A 16,436-nucleotide genomic window follows, 5' to 3' on the forward strand; every position below is an offset into this window, starting at 1 on the left:
CAAATGGAAAATATTTTAATTGACATTCAAGATCAAGTAGCTGTTGTTACTATCAATCGCCCAACCAAACTTAATGCGCTTAACAAAAGTACTATTGAAGAATTACACCAGGCTTTTAGTGACTTATCTACTAACCATGATGTAAAAGTGGTTATTGTAACCGGAAGTGGTGAAAAAGCGTTTGTTGCCGGAGCTGATATTTCGGAATTTGCCAACTTTAGCGTAGACGAAGGCGGAAAATTAGCGGCTAAAGGTCAGGAAATACTATTTGATTACGTTCAAAACTTTAACAAACCGATTATTGCTGCGGTTAATGGTTTTGCTCTTGGTGGCGGATTAGAATTGGCTATGTCTTGTCATTTTCGTGTCGCTTCTGACAATGCAAAAATGGGCTTACCGGAAGTAACTTTGGGTGTCATTCCCGGTTATGGAGGAACACAGCGTTTAGCGCAATTAGTCGGAAAAGGAAGAGCTATGGAAATGATCATGACTGCCGGTATGATTGACGCCAATACCGCATTAGCTTACGGATTGGTGAATCATGTTGTAGCACAATCCGAACTATTGAATTTAGCCAAAGGAATTGCAGAAAAAATTACTAAAAACTCAAGTGTTGCCATTGCTAAAGCTATCGAATCTATTAATGCCGGGTATGAAGATGGTGTTAATGGTTACGAAGTAGAAATCAAAAACTTTGGTGCTTGCTTTGGTACAGAAGATTTTAAGGAAGGAACAACTGCTTTCTTAGAAAAACGCAAAGCTAATTTTCCTGGGAAATAATTTAATCTTAAATAATACATGAAATTTAAATACCTTTTTTTTTTCGTTCTATTTACAGCTCTGACTGCAAACTTTGTTAGCGCCCAATCTATAGACTTAAAAGTAACAAAGAGTGATGTCTTCAAAGACAAAAACACAAACTCTGATTTAGCTTTTTCTGCAAGTGATGACAAAGGGGGGCTAATTCTTCTTAGACATTTGTATAGTAGACTTGGAATGAATTCTCGAGGATACATTTTAGAATACTATGATGAAAATCTAAAACTTATAAATCAAAAAGAGTTTGAAGATAAAAAATCAGGAATCAAAGGAATGTTTGTCAAAGACAACACTATAAATTTAATTGAGTGTATCATTAATAAAAGTGAAAAAACTATTGATTACAATGTAATTAAAGGAAACTTAGCCGATTTTAATTTTACTAAAAATAATATTTTTTCTATTGGAAGAGATAATATTAAAAACCCTTTTGCTATAGGTATTGGATTATTCTTTTTTTCAAACTTTAATCAAATTGATCATGATCCAACAGGAGAAGTAAGAATTTCTGCATCAGGTAATTTTATTGCATTTAATTTTGACATCAAAAACAAAGATCAAGAAACACACAGGGTTTTAGTTTACAACAATACTCTTAATAAAGTATATGAGCAAGAGTTTTCTGAAAATATAAAAGATAAGTATTTTCAATACAATTCTTTTGAAGTAAGCGATGAAGATGGGACTACTTATTTTTTAGGAAAAGCTTATAAAAATGAAAGTTTTAAAGAAAGAGTCAATGATGAAATAAATTATTCATACATATTATATCGCATTAATGCAGAGTCTATTAACTCAACGACTTTTGACACTAATAATACTTACATTAGTTCCCTAGAAATTTTATTGAATCCAAAAGGGATTTTCTGTATTGGAATGTATTCGGAAAAAAATTCAAATAATTTCAGAGGATTTGCTTATTATAAACTCGACAAAAACAATTTGACTGTTGAAAAAACAAAAATGAATCCTTTTACAGAACAATTTATGATTGACAAATATGGTGAAAAAAAAGGAAAAAAGAAATTAGATAAAGAAAAAGAATTAAGTAATATCGTATACCGAGGCTTCTTTATTTCTGAGAATAATGAAATCTATTTCAATGCAGAAGAATTCTATATTTCAACATCTACCACATTTGGTACTAATGGGACAACAAAAACAAGAACTATTTATCATTATAACGACATTTATTCTTGTAAACTTAACTTAGACGGTGATTTGATTTGGATGCGTACAATAAATAAAGGACAATCTACTTCAGGTTTGATTGATTATCTTTCATTTACATCTGGTATTAAAAATGATAAAATGTATCTGTTTTTAAATGGTGCAGATGACGTGAAAAAATTAAAAGACAATCGTATTGCTTTTGCCCAAAGCAGAAAGAAACCGAATTTGTATGTTATCGAAATTGAACCAAATGGTGATTTCAATTATAAAATTTTAATTGATGATAAAGATTCAAATGTTGCTTATAGAACAAACGGAGGTCTTTTTTTAAGTAATTCTTCTGCTATTTTCCTAGAAGGAAATAAAGGAAGAGATAAACAAATTACTAAAATTGAATTGTAGAAAATAGTATTTAAGTGTATCAAGTATTCAGAAAAGCCCAATACTAATTGGGCTTTCTTTTTAATTAACCAAACATTTAGTACCCCAATTTTTCTCTAACGCGTTTCAATACTGTACTACCTATTGCACTTGCTTTTTGAGCACCAGCCAATAACAATCGATCTATTTCTTCTAAATTGTTGATGTAGTAGTGGTATTTTTCTCTTTCAGTTGCAAATTTTTCTACAATTAGCTCAAACAATGCTTGTTTAGCATGTCCGTAACCATAACCGCCGGCTAAATAATTCTTGCGCATTTCTTCGGTTTGCTCAGGAGTTGCTAACAATTTGTAGATTGCAAAGCAGTTACACGTATCCGGATTTTTCGGATCTTCTAATGGTGTACTATCCGTTTGAATAGCCATGATTTGCTTGCGTAACTTCTTATCATCTTCAAAAATGTTGATAAAATTATTGCGCGATTTACTCATTTTTTCGCCATCGGTTCCCGGAATGATCATAATCGTTTCATCGATCTTCGCTTCAGGAAGCACAAAGGTTTCTCCCATTTGATGATTGAATCGAGAAGCAACATCACGTGTAATTTCTAAGTGCTGCAATTGGTCTTTTCCTACCGGAACAAATTCGGCGTCATATAATAAGATATCAGCAGCCATTAACATCGGATAGGTAAATAATCCGGCATTAACATCGTCTAAACGATCGGCTTTATCTTTAAAAGAGTGTGCTAATGTTAAACGTTGATATGGAAAAAAACAACTCAAATACCATGAAAGTTCTGTTACCTGCGGAACATCGCTTTGACGGTAGAAGACCACTTTTTCAGTATCTAATCCGCATGCCAGCCATGTAGCCGCAACACTGTAGGTATTAGCGCGTAATAATTCGCCGTCTTTAATTTGTGTGATAGAATGCAAGTCTGCAATGAATAGGAAGGATTCGTTTTCCGGTTTTTTTGTCATTTCAATGGCCGGAAGAATCGCTCCTAACAAATTTCCTAAGTGTGGCGTTCCTGTACTTTGAACTCCGGTAAGTATTTTTGCCATTTGATATAATTTTTTGCAAAATTAGAACATTTCAACGGATGGAAAAAGAAAAGAAAGCATTGTTCTTACTTCTTTATAAAACAAAAAGACTGATTTTAGTAAATATTCTTATTTTTGGCAGTGAAAAAGTCCTTTTGATTGTTTTTCTAACCCTGATGGCAGCGACATCCCCGAAGGAATATAGCGAACAGCAGGAAAATGGATTAAAAAAGGCCTAAAGTTTTGTTCCTGATGAAAATACTACACTATATTTTTTGGTTTTTGTGGCGCATTTGGTTTTACATCTTAGTGATGATTCCCATTCTTGTGCTTTCTCCGGTTTTACTGATTTTAGTAAGTTCTGAGAAAACCTATCCGCAATTTTTTAGAGTGGCTCGTTTTTGGGCGAAATTTGTCTTTTGGGGTATGGGCTTTTATTATAAAATAAATTGGGAAGCTCCACTTGAAAAAGGTAAAAGTTATATGCTTGTGGCCAATCACACTTCGATGACCGACATTATGTTGATGTTGATTGTAGTGAGGAAGAATCCGTTTGTGTTTGTAGGGAAAAAGGAATTATCAAAACTGCCTATTTTTGGTTTTTTCTACAAAAGAGTTTGTATCATGGTGGATCGAAGCAGCAGTAAAAGTCGATATCAGGTTTTTGAAAGGGCTCAAAAACGATTACAGCAAGGTTTGAGCATTTGTATTTTTCCGGAAGGCGGTGTGCCAGACGATGAAAGTGTTGTTTTAGACGAATTTAAAGATGGTGCTTTTCGTTTAGCGATTGAACATCAAATTCCGATTGTTCCAATTAGCTTTATTGATAATAAGAAACGTTTTCCTTTTCGTTTTTTTAGTGGGAAACCCGGGCGAATGAGAGTTGTTGTGCATAAACCCATTGCAACGGAAGGTTTAACTTTAGATTCCAAAACAGAGGTTAAAAATATGGCTCGAAATGTAATTTTAGAGGATTTAAAAAATTAGAAAAATTAAAAGCTCCAAATTCTTTTTAGAATTTGGAGCTTTTATATTTAGATATAATACGTTTTTTAATGAATAAATAAAATTTATCCGATGAATATACGAAGTAAAATGAACTATATTCGTTGGGTTCTAAACAACATTTTTCTTTACATTATACTTGAAAATTTTCCAACAATACCAAAAATTCTTCTTTTTTACGAACTGAAAGTGGTATTATTGTTTTGTTTTTCATGACAATTGTATTGCCTCCTTCTGACTTTATAAAATGATCAAAGTAAGTCATGTTGATAAGATGAGACTGGTGTGTTCTGAAAAAATTGTGTGGTGTTAATATGGTTTCATACTCTTTAAGATTCGTTGAAACAATAAGTTTAGGGGCGTTAATAAAATAAAAAGTGGTATAATTTTTATCCGATTCACAATTGACGATATCCTGAACATTTACGGAATAGATTCTTTCAGCTGTTTTTAAAATTAATTTCTGAAGATTTTTGGGTCTTTCTAAATTAGTGAATAAATTATTGAGTTTCATTTCAAAGACTTCTTTACTCAAGGAATCTTCCACTTTTTTTACTGCTTCTGCTAAATCAGTAGGATCTAATGGTTTTAAAAGATAATCAATAGCAGAAAAACGGAATGCCTTAATTGCAAAGTCTTCATAGCCTGTTATAAAAATCACCTTAAAATCAAATGGTTTTAATTTTTGAAGCATTTCAAATCCTGTTCCGTCCGGCATTTCAACATCCAGAAAAACGAGATCAGGGGATAATTTTTTTATGGCTTTTATTCCTGATTCAACAGAATCTGCTTGCCCGATTATAGTAATGTTTGGGCAAAATTCTTTGATAACAGAAATGTTTTTCTTTCTGATGTTTTCAACATCATCTATAACAACGGCTCTTAACATATACAATTTAATTTTCGTAAATATAAGGAATTTCAAAACTTACTTTGGCTCCTACTATATTCTCCTGATTATCTTTTATATTGTCTGTTTGAACCACAAAGTTTTGGTTTTTGGTATAGCTGACCAATCTTTCTTTTGTAATTGTCATAGCCAATGATTTATGGTTGGTTGATTTTTGAGTTGAATCAAATCCTTTTCCATTGTCGGTAACTTCAAAAAACAATTTATTCTCTTTTAGAAAGAAATGAATATCAATTTTTCCGTTTTCAGAAGTATTACTTAAGCCGTGTTTTATAGCATTTTCTATAAAAGGTTGCGTTAACATAGGAGGTAAAAAAATGAATTCCTGATCTACATCATGATCAATTTGTATATTAAAAGTGAATTTATTGTCATACAAAAGCTGTTGAATGGATAAATAATTTGTTGTCATCTCTATTTCTTCCGCTAATGATATATAGTTCTCATTTGAATTTTCAAGGATTTGTCTAGTCAATTTGGAGAATTTTGTCAGATAGTTTACGGCTTCATCATCTTTATGGCTATGAATAAGCCCTTGAATATTATCGATAGAATTAAAAATAAAATGAGGATTCATTTGAGTAACTAAAAGCTTTTGTTTGATTTGATCTTTCTCAAGAATAGTAATTGCTTGCTTTTGTTTATTGTTTCTATAATAAAAATAACCTAAAAGTAGTAGTAACAAAAGTGTTCCTGAAAGAGCAAAGAGCCAGTTGTTTTTAATTGTTGTTTTTCGCTCATTTTCTAATTTCAAAGCAGATAGTTTCTTCCCTTGTGCTAATTTTTGTTCAAGTTGTTCTTTTTCAAAATCATATTTTAATTGCTGTTGTGCCAGCTCATTTCTGGATTTTTGGAGCGCACTTTTCTTTTCAGCATCTAACTTCATTTCCGATAGTTTCTTCTCCTGAATTATTTTTTGTTGAAGTTCTTTTTTCTCAAACTCATATTTAAGCTGTTGTTCAGTAATTTGTTTTTTTGAGGATTCGACTTGAGTAGAATCGGTTATTTTTTTATTAAACTCATAATATTGAAGTGCTTTTTCATAATTCTTATTAGATAAGTTTATCTTATATAGCATCTCGGCAATATCTTTCTGAAGCGTCTTATTAGTCGTTTTTTTACTCAGTTCAAATGCCTTTTCTTGATAATCCTCTGCATTTTTAAGATCTCCTTGATTAAAACTTATACTTCCAAGACCATAATAAGCAGCAGCCTTACTCATATCATCTGTGGAATTAGACTTCATTTCTAACATTTCCTGGAACAATTTTTCGGCTTCTGCAAAATTGCCAAGCTTCATTTGCATATCGGCAGCACCAGATAAAGTAAGACTTGTTTGAACGTCTGCCCCTATTTTTTTGGTTATTTCAAGAGATTTATAACTACTCTCCAAAGCCTCCTTATATTTTTTTAGCTTGTTGTTGCAATAAGCCATATTTTGGTAATTGGATGCTTTCCAGTTTAAAGTATGAGGACTTGGATATTCAGCATATGACAAGTCGCAATATTTTATTGCTTCTTGGCTATATTGAACGGCCTTCTCATATTCATTCTGATGTCTGTAAGCATATGCCAATGTAGTATAGACATAATACAAAGAGTGCACATAGGTTTTCTTGTTCTTTTCATAAAATTTCAAGGCTTCAAATATTAAAGCTATTTGCTTATCAATCTCGTTTGTTGCTTTGTAAAGTCCGGATTTTTTAAGATATACTGTGTACAAATCATCATAAGCCTTCATTGATCTATAGAGTACAATAGCTTTATCATAATATAATGCAGATTTTCCATATTCTTCTTTCTGCAAATATCTGGTTCCTAGACTAGAATAATAAGTAGCTAACCATGTAGTATAACTTTTTTGTAGTTTAGGATTGTTTTTTTTGTTGTAGTTTTTTAATGCAAGTTCGCCCAACATATCAACCACTTGATGAAACTTTGGATCAAAGTCATTGGTAAATTTAGTTCTGGCGAAATTATGAATCATTTGCAATCTCGTAGTATCATGAAGCTTTGGATTCCGAAGTGCCATTTTTAATGAATCTATGGCTTTATCCTGTGCAAAGGAATTCAGGATAACAAGTAAAAAAAAAAAGAGTGAAGCTCGTTTAACAATCGATTGCATTTATGAAATTTAATAGGTTTATAAAACGAGGTCTAAAATAAGTAAATAAAGAATACTTTTTGAAAAATTAAAAAATCTTAAATATTTTTTTAGTATTTGTGATTTTTACTAGGCTTTTATTTTCAATTATAAAACTGATTCTTAAAAAAAATCCCGTTTAAATATTTAAACGGGATTTTTTATTTATACAGACCTCTCTCTTTTTCAAGGCAAAATATGCTTATAATTCTAAAGCTTTCTTAGGATTGTTATCCATTAACAATTCTACCGGATTTTCAAGAGCCTCTTTAACTGCTACTAAGAATCCTACTGACTCACGTCCGTCGATAATTCTATGATCGTATGATAACGCTACAAACATAACCGGAGCGATAACAATTTGACCATTTTTAACAACAGCTCTTTCCACTACGTTGTGCATTCCTAAAATACCTGATTGCGGAGGGTTAATGATAGGTGTAGACAACATACTTCCAAATACACCTCCATTAGAAATTGTGAATGTACCGCCTGTCATCTCATCAACCGTAATTTGTCCGTCACGAGCACGTAAAGCCAAACGTTTGATTTCAGCCTCAACACCGCGGAAAGATAATAATTCAGCATTGCGAACTACAGGAACCATTAATCCTTTTGGTCCTGATACTGCCACTGAAATATCACAAAAATCGTAAGCGATTTGTTCTTGACCATCGATCATTGAATTTACATCCGGATATAATTGTAATGCTCTTGTAACAGCTTTTGTAAAGAATGACATAAACCCTAAACCTAAACCATGTTTTGCTTTGAAAGCTTCTTTATATTCGTCACGTAAAGCATAGATAGCACTCATATCAACTTCGTTGAACGTAGTTAACATTGCCGTTTCATTTTTAGCCGCTACTAAACGTTCTGCTACTTTACGACGTAACATTGATAATTTTTTACGTTCAGTACCACGTGGTCCACCTGTAGGAGTTCCCATTGAAGGCACTGCATTTACAGCATCATCTTTAGTAATTCTTCCTCCTTTTCCAGTTCCTGAAACAGTTGCCGGATCAATATTTTTCTCAGCTAATATTTTTTTAGCAGCCGGTGACGGAGCACTAGCAGCATATGTTGGTACAGGCGTAGGTACTGGTGCAGGAGCGGGTTTAGCTTCTTCTTTTTTAGCTTCAGCTTTAGGTGCTTCTGCAGCAGGTGCAGGAGCTGCTCCACCTTCTGGTTTAGCTGCACTTGTATCGATTAAACAAACAACTTGCCCCACAGCAACTGCATCACCTTCTTCTGCTTTTAAAGTAATAATACCACTAGCTTCAGCAGGCAATTCTAAAGTAGCTTTATCTGAATCTACTTCAGCAATAGCTTGATCTTTTTCTACGTAATCACCATCTTGTACTAACCATGTTGCAATTTCAACTTCGGTGATAGATTCTCCCGGAGAAGGGACTTTCATTTCTAAAATCATAACTCTATGTTGTTTAAAGTTTTCCCTTTTTGGCTTAAATTATCAAAATAGGGAGATATTTTATTATTGTTGTGTAAAATTAATTAAATAAATCTTTATCAAAAATCATCGCGATAGCATTAGCTTGACGTTTTTTAGAACGCTCATAACTACCCGCTGCCGGAGCACTGTAAGCTTTTGGTGATGCCAATCTGAATTTCACTAGATGGAAGTTCATTAACATAAAGCCATAAGCGCCCATGTTTTTAGGCTCTTCTTGTGCCCAAACATAATCGTCTACATTAGGATAACTGGCAATAATTTCTTTTAATTGTTCTACCGGTAATGGGAACAATTGCTCTAAACGAACGACTGCCACATCATTTCTTCCTAATTCTTCACGTTTTGCAATGATATCATAATACACCTTACCTGTACAGAATACTAAAGTTTTGATCGCTTTTTTATCAGTTACTGAAGGGTCGTTAATTACTTCTTGGAATTGACCGTTTGCTAACTCATCAATCGTTGAAACTGCTAACGGATGACGCAATAAACTTTTTGGAGAGAATACTACCAATGGTTTACGGAAATTCGTTTTCATTTGTCTTCTCATCAAGTGGAAGAAGTTAGCAGGCGTAGTACAGTCAGCAATATACATATTGTGTTTTGCACATAACTGTAAGTAACGCTCCATACGAGCTGAAGAGTGTTCAGCACCTTGGTTTTCGTATCCGTGAGGCAACAATAAAACAATACCGTTTTGGTTGTTCCATTTGTCTTCACCAGCCGAAATATACTGGTCAATCATAATTTGGGCTCCGTTAGAGAAATCTCCAAATTGTGCTTCCCAAATAGTCAATGTTTTTGGCGATGCTAAAGCATAACCATATTCAAAACCTAAAACACCATACTCAGAAAGTAAAGAGTTATAGATATAGAAATTTCCTTTTTTATGAGGGATTTCATTTAATAAGATTACTTCTTCTTCTGAATCTTCCACTTTCACTACAGCATGACGGTGAGAGAATGTTCCTCTTTCCACATCCTGACCTGAAATACGGACATCATATCCTTCAGTCAATAAAGATCCGTAAGCTAATAACTCCCCCATTGCCCAGTCTAGCTGATCTTTTTCGAAGAACATAGCATTTCTGTCGCCAATAAGCTTAGTAATTTTGTTAATGAATTTTTTATCTGAAGGAAGATTAGTAATTCTTTTTGCAATTTCTGTTAGACGCTCCTTATCAAAAGAAGTGTCAAATTTTTGAAGCATTACATCGTCAGAAACTTGTTGGAAACCATCCCATTCATTTTGCATGAAAGGCGTGATTACTGTTAAATCTTTTTTACGAGATTCTTCTAAGTTTTCGTCTAATTTTGCTTTATAAGCTTCTTCTAAACCTTTTACATAATTAGCGTCAATAACACCTTCTGTTTTTAATTTTTCAGCATAGATGTCACGAGGATTTTTATGTTTAGAAATCAGTTTATATAATTTGGGTTGTGTAAAACGGGGTTCATCACCTTCGTTATGACCATATTTTCTATATCCTAATAAATCGATGAATACGTCACCACCAAATTTCATTCTGTACTCTAAAGCAAATAACATTGCATGTACAACAGCTTCTGCATCGTCTGCATTTACATGTAATACCGGAGATAATGTTACTTTAGCCACGTCAGTACAATACGTTGATGTACGAGCGTCTAAGTAGTTAGTTGTAAATCCAACCTGGTTATTAATTACTAAGTGAATGGTTCCACCTGTTTTATAACCGTCTAGTTTTGCCATCTGTACAATTTCGTATACAATTCCCTGACCTGCTACAGCAGCATCACCGTGAACAGCAATTGGCAATACTTTAGAAATATCTGCTGAATAATGATGATCTTGTTTTGCACGAGCAATACCTTCAATTACAGCACCTACAGTTTCTAAGTGCGAAGGATTTGGTGCTAAATTCAAGTTAATTTTTTTACCAGAATCGGTTAAACGATCTGATGTTAATCCTAAGTGATATTTTACATCACCATCAAAATACATATCGTCATCATAATCTTTACCGTCAAACTCTGAAAAGATATTTTGTGTGTTTTTTCCGAAGATATTAGCCAACACATTCAATCTACCTCTGTGAGCCATACCCATTACAAATTGTTCCACACCTTTATCAGCAGCAGCTTCAATTAATGCGTCTAAAGCAGGAATTGCAGCCTCACAACCTTCCAAAGAGAAACGTTTTTGCCCTACATATTTAGTATGTAAAAATGTTTCGAAAGAAACCGCTTCGTTAAGTTTGCGTAAGATATTTTTCTTTTGATCCGGTGAAAAACTCGGTTGATTATCATTGATATCCAATCTGTTTTTAATCCAATCCTGAATTTCAGGATCTCTTATGTACATAAATTCAATACCAATAGACTGACAATAAACACGTTCTAAGTGTTTAATAATTTCTGCTAAAGTCGTTGGTTGTAAGTTTACCATTTTAGCAGCATCAAAAACCGTATTTAAGTCGGCAGCAGAAAGACCGAAGTTCTCTAAAGCCAATGTTGGCGAATAGGCTCTTCTGTCTCTAACGGGATTTGTTTTGGTAAACAGGTGACCTCTGGTTCTGTAACCTTCAATCAGTTTAAGTACATTAAATTCTTTTTGCATTTTCTCAGAAACTTTTCCTGAGTCTGGGGCTTCTCCTGAAGCAACGTAAGCAATCTGTTGACCTACTTCTTCTGGACCATAGTTCGTTAGCGCGAAATCAAAACCCTGGAAAAAACTTCTCCAGCTTGGCTCTACGCTATCCGGACTTTGCAAATATTGTTCGTATAAATCGGCAAAGAAAGCCGTGTGAGCAGCGTTTAAAAAGGAAAACCTATCCATAATCGTGTCTAAATGACCTTTTAATTAAAAAAATTTTATGCAAAAGTAAAACATTTGTGATAATCTTTTAAAGAAAATTGTATTTTTATATCATTAATTTTTCAGAAAAGGTTTTATGAAAATGAAATTCTCAAAAAATTTAACAGTTTTGTTGCATTCTGTGTTTTTATTTAATTTTTGCTTGTCTATTTCTGCTCAAAATCCATCGGAATTCAAAACAAAATCTATTTTTTGGGAAAAAGTTCAATTTGGAGGTGGTTTAGGACTTGGATTTGGCAACGGATATACAGATATTATGGTAGCACCTAATGCTATTTATAATTTTAATCGATATGTAGCTGCCGGAGTGGGATTGCAATATTCATACTCACAACAAAAAGATTATTTTAAATCCAATATTTACGGAGCAAGTATTTTAGGGCTTTTTAACCCTATTGAAGAAGTTCAGCTTTCAGTAGAAGTTGAACAGTTGCGTGTTAATGCTGTTTTTGAAGACTTTTACAGTCATTATGAAAATGATTTTTGGAACACAGCTTTATTTTTAGGAGCCGGATATCGAGCAGATAATGTAACTTTCGGACTTCGTTATAATGTTCTTTTCAAAGATAACAAAGGTGTGTATGCTGATGCTTTGATGCCTTTTGTTAGAATTTATTTCTAAACCAAACTTTTTGCCATTCGCGTTTAAGCAACAAAAATGTAACCTGTTCTGAAAGTTCTACTAAATCAGATCCGTCTAATTTTTTGATTTCATTCTCGGGAACGTCAATAATGTAAAGTAAATTCAGATACTCCGCAAATTTGACCTGAATTAACCGATAAATTTTTTCGTGAACAATTTGTTTTAATTCCGCAGGTTGAGTTGTAACTTCTACATCTAATTCTTCGTTTGCTAAATGGAAGTCTTTTTGCAGTTGCAAAATCAATTTCTCATACAGATTTTCTTCTTCTGCCTGACTGATTAAAACATCAATATTTGCCGGTGGATTATACATTTTCGATAACAATAATAAATTCAAAAAGCAATGACAAGCTCAATTCTAAAAGTTTGAATTTTGAATTTGACATTGATTAAACAGTTCTATTCATTAAATTTTCACCAAAAGCTTTTAAAATCTGCTTTTTGTTTTCGGCTATTTGCATAGCTTCCAATGTATCCATAGCTTTTTGTGTATAGTTTTGAATAGCTTTTTTAGTCATTTCATCAGCCGAAGAATTTCTGAAAATATTTTTTACTAATTCTATCTTTTCAGTAGGGTCGTTTGGCTTTAAAGAAAACAGATGAAACAATTGATTTTTAACTTCTTCATCGGCATACTGCATCGCCATTAAGTACAAATAGGTTTTTTTATTTTCTATAATATCGCCTCCAACTTGTTTTCCAAAAGTCATTGGATCCCCAAAAGCATCTAAATAATCATCTTGCAACTGAAAAGCGATTCCTAAATTTAAACCAAAATCATAGACTAAATTGGCCTGCTCTTCATTAGCTTCTGCCACTATAGCTCCCATTTTCATAGCAGCACCAACCAAAACAGCTGTTTTGTATTCAATCATTTTCAAATATTCCGGAATTGTAACATCATCGCGTGTTTCGAAATCTACATCATATTGTTGCCCTTCACACACTTCTAAAGCTGTTTTACTAAACAACTTGGCAAGCTGCTGGAATATTTTAGGTTCATAGTGTTCAAAGAACTGATAGGCTAAGATCAACATTGCATCTCCCGATAAAATTCCTGTATTCAAATCCCATTTTTCATGAACGGTTTGATTCCCTCTTCTTAAAGGAGCCTCATCCATAATGTCGTCATGAATCAAAGAAAAATTATGAAAAACCTCAACAGCAGTTGCTGCCGGCAAAGCTTTATTCACATCACTTCCTAAAATATCAGCAATCATTAAGGTAAGCATGGGACGAATTCGCTTCCCTCCTAACCCTAAAATATATTGAATAGGATCATATAGATTCTTAGGTTCTTTAACGATACTTAACGCTTTAAAGTGATTTGAAATAATGTTTTGATAATCGGTTATTGTTTGCATGTATTTCGTGAAAAAATTAGCCGAAGCAAAGTACGCTATTTTTTTACGAAAAACCGAACCTTTATCTCGGTTTTAAATTTTTGTTAAAAAACTATGGAAACTATTTGCGTGTAAAAGTTTCCATTATATATTTGCAGTGTTAAAAAAAACTTATAATGAATGATCTAAGTTTAAACCAAGAACAGTTTAGCTTTTTTATAAGGGCAAGAAAAAATATTAGTTTTTATCTGAAAAACAATATTTACAATTCTAATGGTTTTATTACCATGAAAAACAACAAAGTAGAAAATCTCTATTTAGAATTTGATTTAGAATTAAGCGAAAATAATATCATTAAATATATATCTGCTCATTCTTTCGAGGTGGAGAGAAAACAACCTGTAATACATTTTAAATCAATTTCTTTCGAAAAAATCAATGATGAAATTAGTTTTGTTACAGGGCTTTTAACAATCAATAAAGTCACAAAGATGATTGAATTGGAAGCCTACTACAAAATTATTCCTAATAAAAATGGAAAATCAAAAGTATATTTTGATGTAGTAGGCGAAATAAACAAAAACGAATTTGGAATTAGCATTGACAATAGAATACGTATAAATGGTAAAATTTTGGGTAAGAATATTAAAGTTGAAGGATTTTTTGAATTTTTAAAAGAATAAGATTATGTGTGAAATGAAAGATCGGATAATTTCAAAAGCAACCGAAATGTTCCTATCATTAGGATTCAAGAGTGTTACCATGGATGATATTGCCGGAGAAATGGGTATTTCTAAAAAAACGATTTACAAATATTTCAGCAACAAAGAAACTTTAATTGAGGAAGGGACGAATGTCATAAAAAAGAAAATAAATGACTTAATGAATAATATAGTTTCAAATAACCATAATGCCATCAAGGAAAATTTCGAGATGCGCAAAATGTTTAAAGAAATGTTTCAAACCGTGGATCATTCCCCTGCATTTCAATTGAAAAAACATTACCCTGAAATTTACAATAAAATGATGGAAACGGAGATCAAAGAGTGTCAAACCATATTCTCTCAAAACGTTATTAAAGGGATTAAAGAAGGCTTATATCGTAAAAACTTAGACGTTGAATCTGTAGTTCAATTTTACTATACAATTCTTTTTTCCATTAATGAAAATACTGCCTTTGAGAAGGAAGCCTCTGCTTTAGAGCTTAAAGCATTGGAATACCACACAAGAGCAATAGCAACAGAAAAAGGCGTTCAAGAATTAGAAAAAAATTTAAACTTTATAAATCAATAACCGAAAATGAAAAATAAATTCATACTCGTCTTTACCCTTCTTGCAAGTGTTTTACAAGCACAAGTAAAAGAGTTGACATTGAAAGATGCTTTGCAATTTGCATTGGAAAATAAGGCCGATGCCAAGAAAGCAAAACTTCAAGTAGAAAATAGTAATCACCAGATTGCTGAAGTGAGAGCGCAAGCTTTACCTCAAATAAATCTTACGGGTAGTCTAACCTATAATCCCATTTTACAAGAAAGTGCATTACCCGGAGATTTCTTTGGACTACCCGGGCAAATAGTATTGGTTCCTTTTGGACAAAAATGGAATAGTACTGCAATGGCTTCTTTTTCACAAAGTTTATTTAACCAATCGGTTTTTACCGGATTGAAAGCTGCTAAAACGACTCGAGAATTTTACCAAATCAATCAAGAGTTAACAGAAGAACAACTAATAGAGAAAGTATCATCAAACTATTACCAGGTTTATGTTTACCAACAGAAATTAAACATTGCAGAAAGCAACTTGGCTTCAACAAAAAAAGTAAAGGAAATTATTGAAGGTCAGTATCAAAATGGATTAGCCAGAAAAATCGACTTAGATCGTATAACAGTAAGAATCAATAATTTAGAAGCCTCCAAAATACAGCTTATCAATGCAGTAAAGCTTCAGGAAAACTCGTTGAAATTTTTTATGGGAATGCCAATAAACCAGCCCATAAAATTACCTGAAAATTCTATGAACATCACAGCTGAAGCGTTTGAACAAAATGTAGAAGTTTCAAAAAGAACAGAGTTGGAATTGTTAAGAAAACAAGAAGAACTGTACAATTATCAGAAAAAATCATTTTTAGCAGAATATTACCCAAAGCTTTCGCTTACTGCTAATTATGCCTATCAAGGTTTAGGAAATGAAATGCCTTGGTTTAAAAGACCTGCAGACGGTGTGTATTGGACCGACTTTTCTTCTATAGGTTTGAATTTAAGCATCCCGGTTTTTAATGGTTTTTCAACCAGATCAAAAGTACGTCAAGCTGATGTAAGCCTAGAACAAGTTAAAGAAGACATAAAAGATACTGAATTAGCTTTGAATTTCGAATTTGAAAATGCAAAAACTCAAATAAACAATAGCATCATTAATGTAAATGCACAAGAAAAGAACATGAAATTAGCGAAAGAAGTATTAGAAGATACAAAAAACAATTACATGAATGGATTAGCAAATCTAACAGAATTGTTAGATGCTGAAAATGCACTAACAGAAGCTCAAAACAACTTTACTTCAGCTCAATTAGAATACAAATTAGCTGAGATTCAAATTATAAAATCAAAAGGGGAATTAAAAAATTTATTAAACTAACTAAAA

General features: G+C 32.7%; 15 protein-coding genes. 8 read left to right on the forward strand and 7 right to left on the reverse strand.

Annotated features, from left to right (window positions below; genetic code table 11):
* Positions 1-3: 3 nt before the first annotated feature.
* Both ACUSJC_RS08710 and ACUSJC_RS08715 read left to right on the forward strand, forming a co-directional pair.
* A complete protein-coding gene (locus ACUSJC_RS08710; RefSeq protein WP_449269182.1) occupies positions 4-780 on the forward strand; it encodes an enoyl-CoA hydratase/isomerase family protein in 777 nt (258 codons plus the stop codon).
* 18 nt (positions 781-798) lie between these two features.
* On the forward strand, positions 799-2,394 hold the full coding sequence (locus ACUSJC_RS08715) for a hypothetical protein (protein ID WP_449269183.1): 1,596 nt from the start codon (positions 799-801) through the stop codon (positions 2,392-2,394).
* A gap of 76 nt (positions 2,395-2,470) precedes the next feature.
* Here ACUSJC_RS08715 and trpS read toward each other — a convergent pair whose 3' ends face one another.
* Positions 2,471-3,439 carry a tryptophan--tRNA ligase gene (trpS, locus tag ACUSJC_RS08720; protein WP_449269184.1) on the reverse strand — a complete coding sequence of 323 codons (969 nt, stop codon included), beginning with the start codon at positions 3,437-3,439 and terminating at the stop codon, positions 2,471-2,473.
* 38 nt (positions 3,440-3,477) lie between these two features.
* Here trpS and ACUSJC_RS08725 point away from each other — a divergent pair, with 38 nt between their 5' ends.
* Both ACUSJC_RS08725 and ACUSJC_RS08730 read left to right on the forward strand, forming a co-directional pair.
* Entirely contained in the window at positions 3,478-3,657 is a 180-nt protein-coding gene (locus ACUSJC_RS08725; protein ID WP_449269185.1) for a hypothetical protein, read from the forward strand.
* A 13-nt stretch (positions 3,658-3,670) separates the two neighbouring features.
* Positions 3,671-4,405, forward strand: coding sequence for a lysophospholipid acyltransferase family protein (locus ACUSJC_RS08730; protein ID WP_449269186.1), 735 nt, complete (start codon positions 3,671-3,673; stop codon positions 4,403-4,405).
* A 151-nt stretch (positions 4,406-4,556) separates the two neighbouring features.
* On the opposite strand, the gene ACUSJC_RS08735 is transcribed toward ACUSJC_RS08730, so the two are convergent.
* The 4 genes from ACUSJC_RS08735 to ACUSJC_RS08750 form a co-directional block, all read right to left on the reverse strand.
* A complete protein-coding gene (locus tag ACUSJC_RS08735) occupies positions 4,557-5,312 on the reverse strand; it encodes a LytR/AlgR family response regulator transcription factor (protein WP_449269187.1) in 756 nt (251 codons plus the stop codon).
* Positions 5,313-5,319: 7 nt separating this feature from the next.
* The gene (locus ACUSJC_RS08740; RefSeq protein WP_449269188.1) at positions 5,320-7,365 is read right to left on the reverse strand and encodes a tetratricopeptide repeat protein; all 2,046 of its coding nucleotides are present in this window, start codon (positions 7,363-7,365) and stop codon (positions 5,320-5,322) included.
* A gap of 313 nt (positions 7,366-7,678) precedes the next feature.
* The gene (gene odhB / locus ACUSJC_RS08745) at positions 7,679-8,908 is read right to left on the reverse strand and encodes a 2-oxoglutarate dehydrogenase complex dihydrolipoyllysine-residue succinyltransferase (protein ID WP_449269189.1); all 1,230 of its coding nucleotides are present in this window, start codon (positions 8,906-8,908) and stop codon (positions 7,679-7,681) included.
* A 79-nt stretch (positions 8,909-8,987) separates the two neighbouring features.
* A complete protein-coding gene (locus ACUSJC_RS08750) occupies positions 8,988-11,771 on the reverse strand; it encodes a 2-oxoglutarate dehydrogenase E1 component (protein ID WP_449269190.1) in 2,784 nt (927 codons plus the stop codon).
* Between the two features lie 121 nt (positions 11,772-11,892).
* Between ACUSJC_RS08750 and ACUSJC_RS08755 the strand changes: the two genes are divergently transcribed.
* A complete protein-coding gene (locus ACUSJC_RS08755) occupies positions 11,893-12,432 on the forward strand; it encodes a hypothetical protein (protein ID WP_449269191.1) in 540 nt (179 codons plus the stop codon).
* Here ACUSJC_RS08755 and ACUSJC_RS08760 read toward each other — a convergent pair.
* Positions 12,416-12,766 (reverse strand): hypothetical protein, encoded by a 351-nt coding sequence (locus ACUSJC_RS08760; protein WP_449269192.1) that lies wholly within the window; start codon positions 12,764-12,766, stop codon positions 12,416-12,418. The genes ACUSJC_RS08755 and ACUSJC_RS08760 overlap by 17 nt on opposite strands.
* A gap of 76 nt (positions 12,767-12,842) precedes the next feature.
* Entirely contained in the window at positions 12,843-13,817 is a 975-nt protein-coding gene (locus tag ACUSJC_RS08765) for a polyprenyl synthetase family protein (RefSeq protein WP_449269193.1), read from the reverse strand.
* A 266-nt stretch (positions 13,818-14,083) separates the two neighbouring features.
* On the opposite strand from ACUSJC_RS08765, the gene ACUSJC_RS08770 reads away from it, so the two are divergent.
* The 3 genes from ACUSJC_RS08770 to ACUSJC_RS08780 are packed head-to-tail and all read left to right on the forward strand — an operon-like array spanning position 14,084 to position 16,430.
* Complete coding sequence (locus ACUSJC_RS08770; RefSeq protein ID WP_449269194.1) at positions 14,084-14,479, forward strand: YceI family protein; 396 nt, start codon at positions 14,084-14,086, stop codon at positions 14,477-14,479.
* A 13-nt stretch (positions 14,480-14,492) separates the two neighbouring features.
* On the forward strand, positions 14,493-15,089 hold the full coding sequence (locus ACUSJC_RS08775; RefSeq protein ID WP_449269195.1) for a TetR/AcrR family transcriptional regulator: 597 nt from the start codon (positions 14,493-14,495) through the stop codon (positions 15,087-15,089).
* Positions 15,090-15,095: 6 nt separating this feature from the next.
* Positions 15,096-16,430, forward strand: coding sequence for a TolC family protein (locus ACUSJC_RS08780; protein WP_449269196.1), 1,335 nt, complete (start codon positions 15,096-15,098; stop codon positions 16,428-16,430).
* The last annotated feature ends 6 nt before the right edge of the window (positions 16,431-16,436 follow it).

This window comes from Flavobacterium sp. U410 (assembly GCF_053570605.1).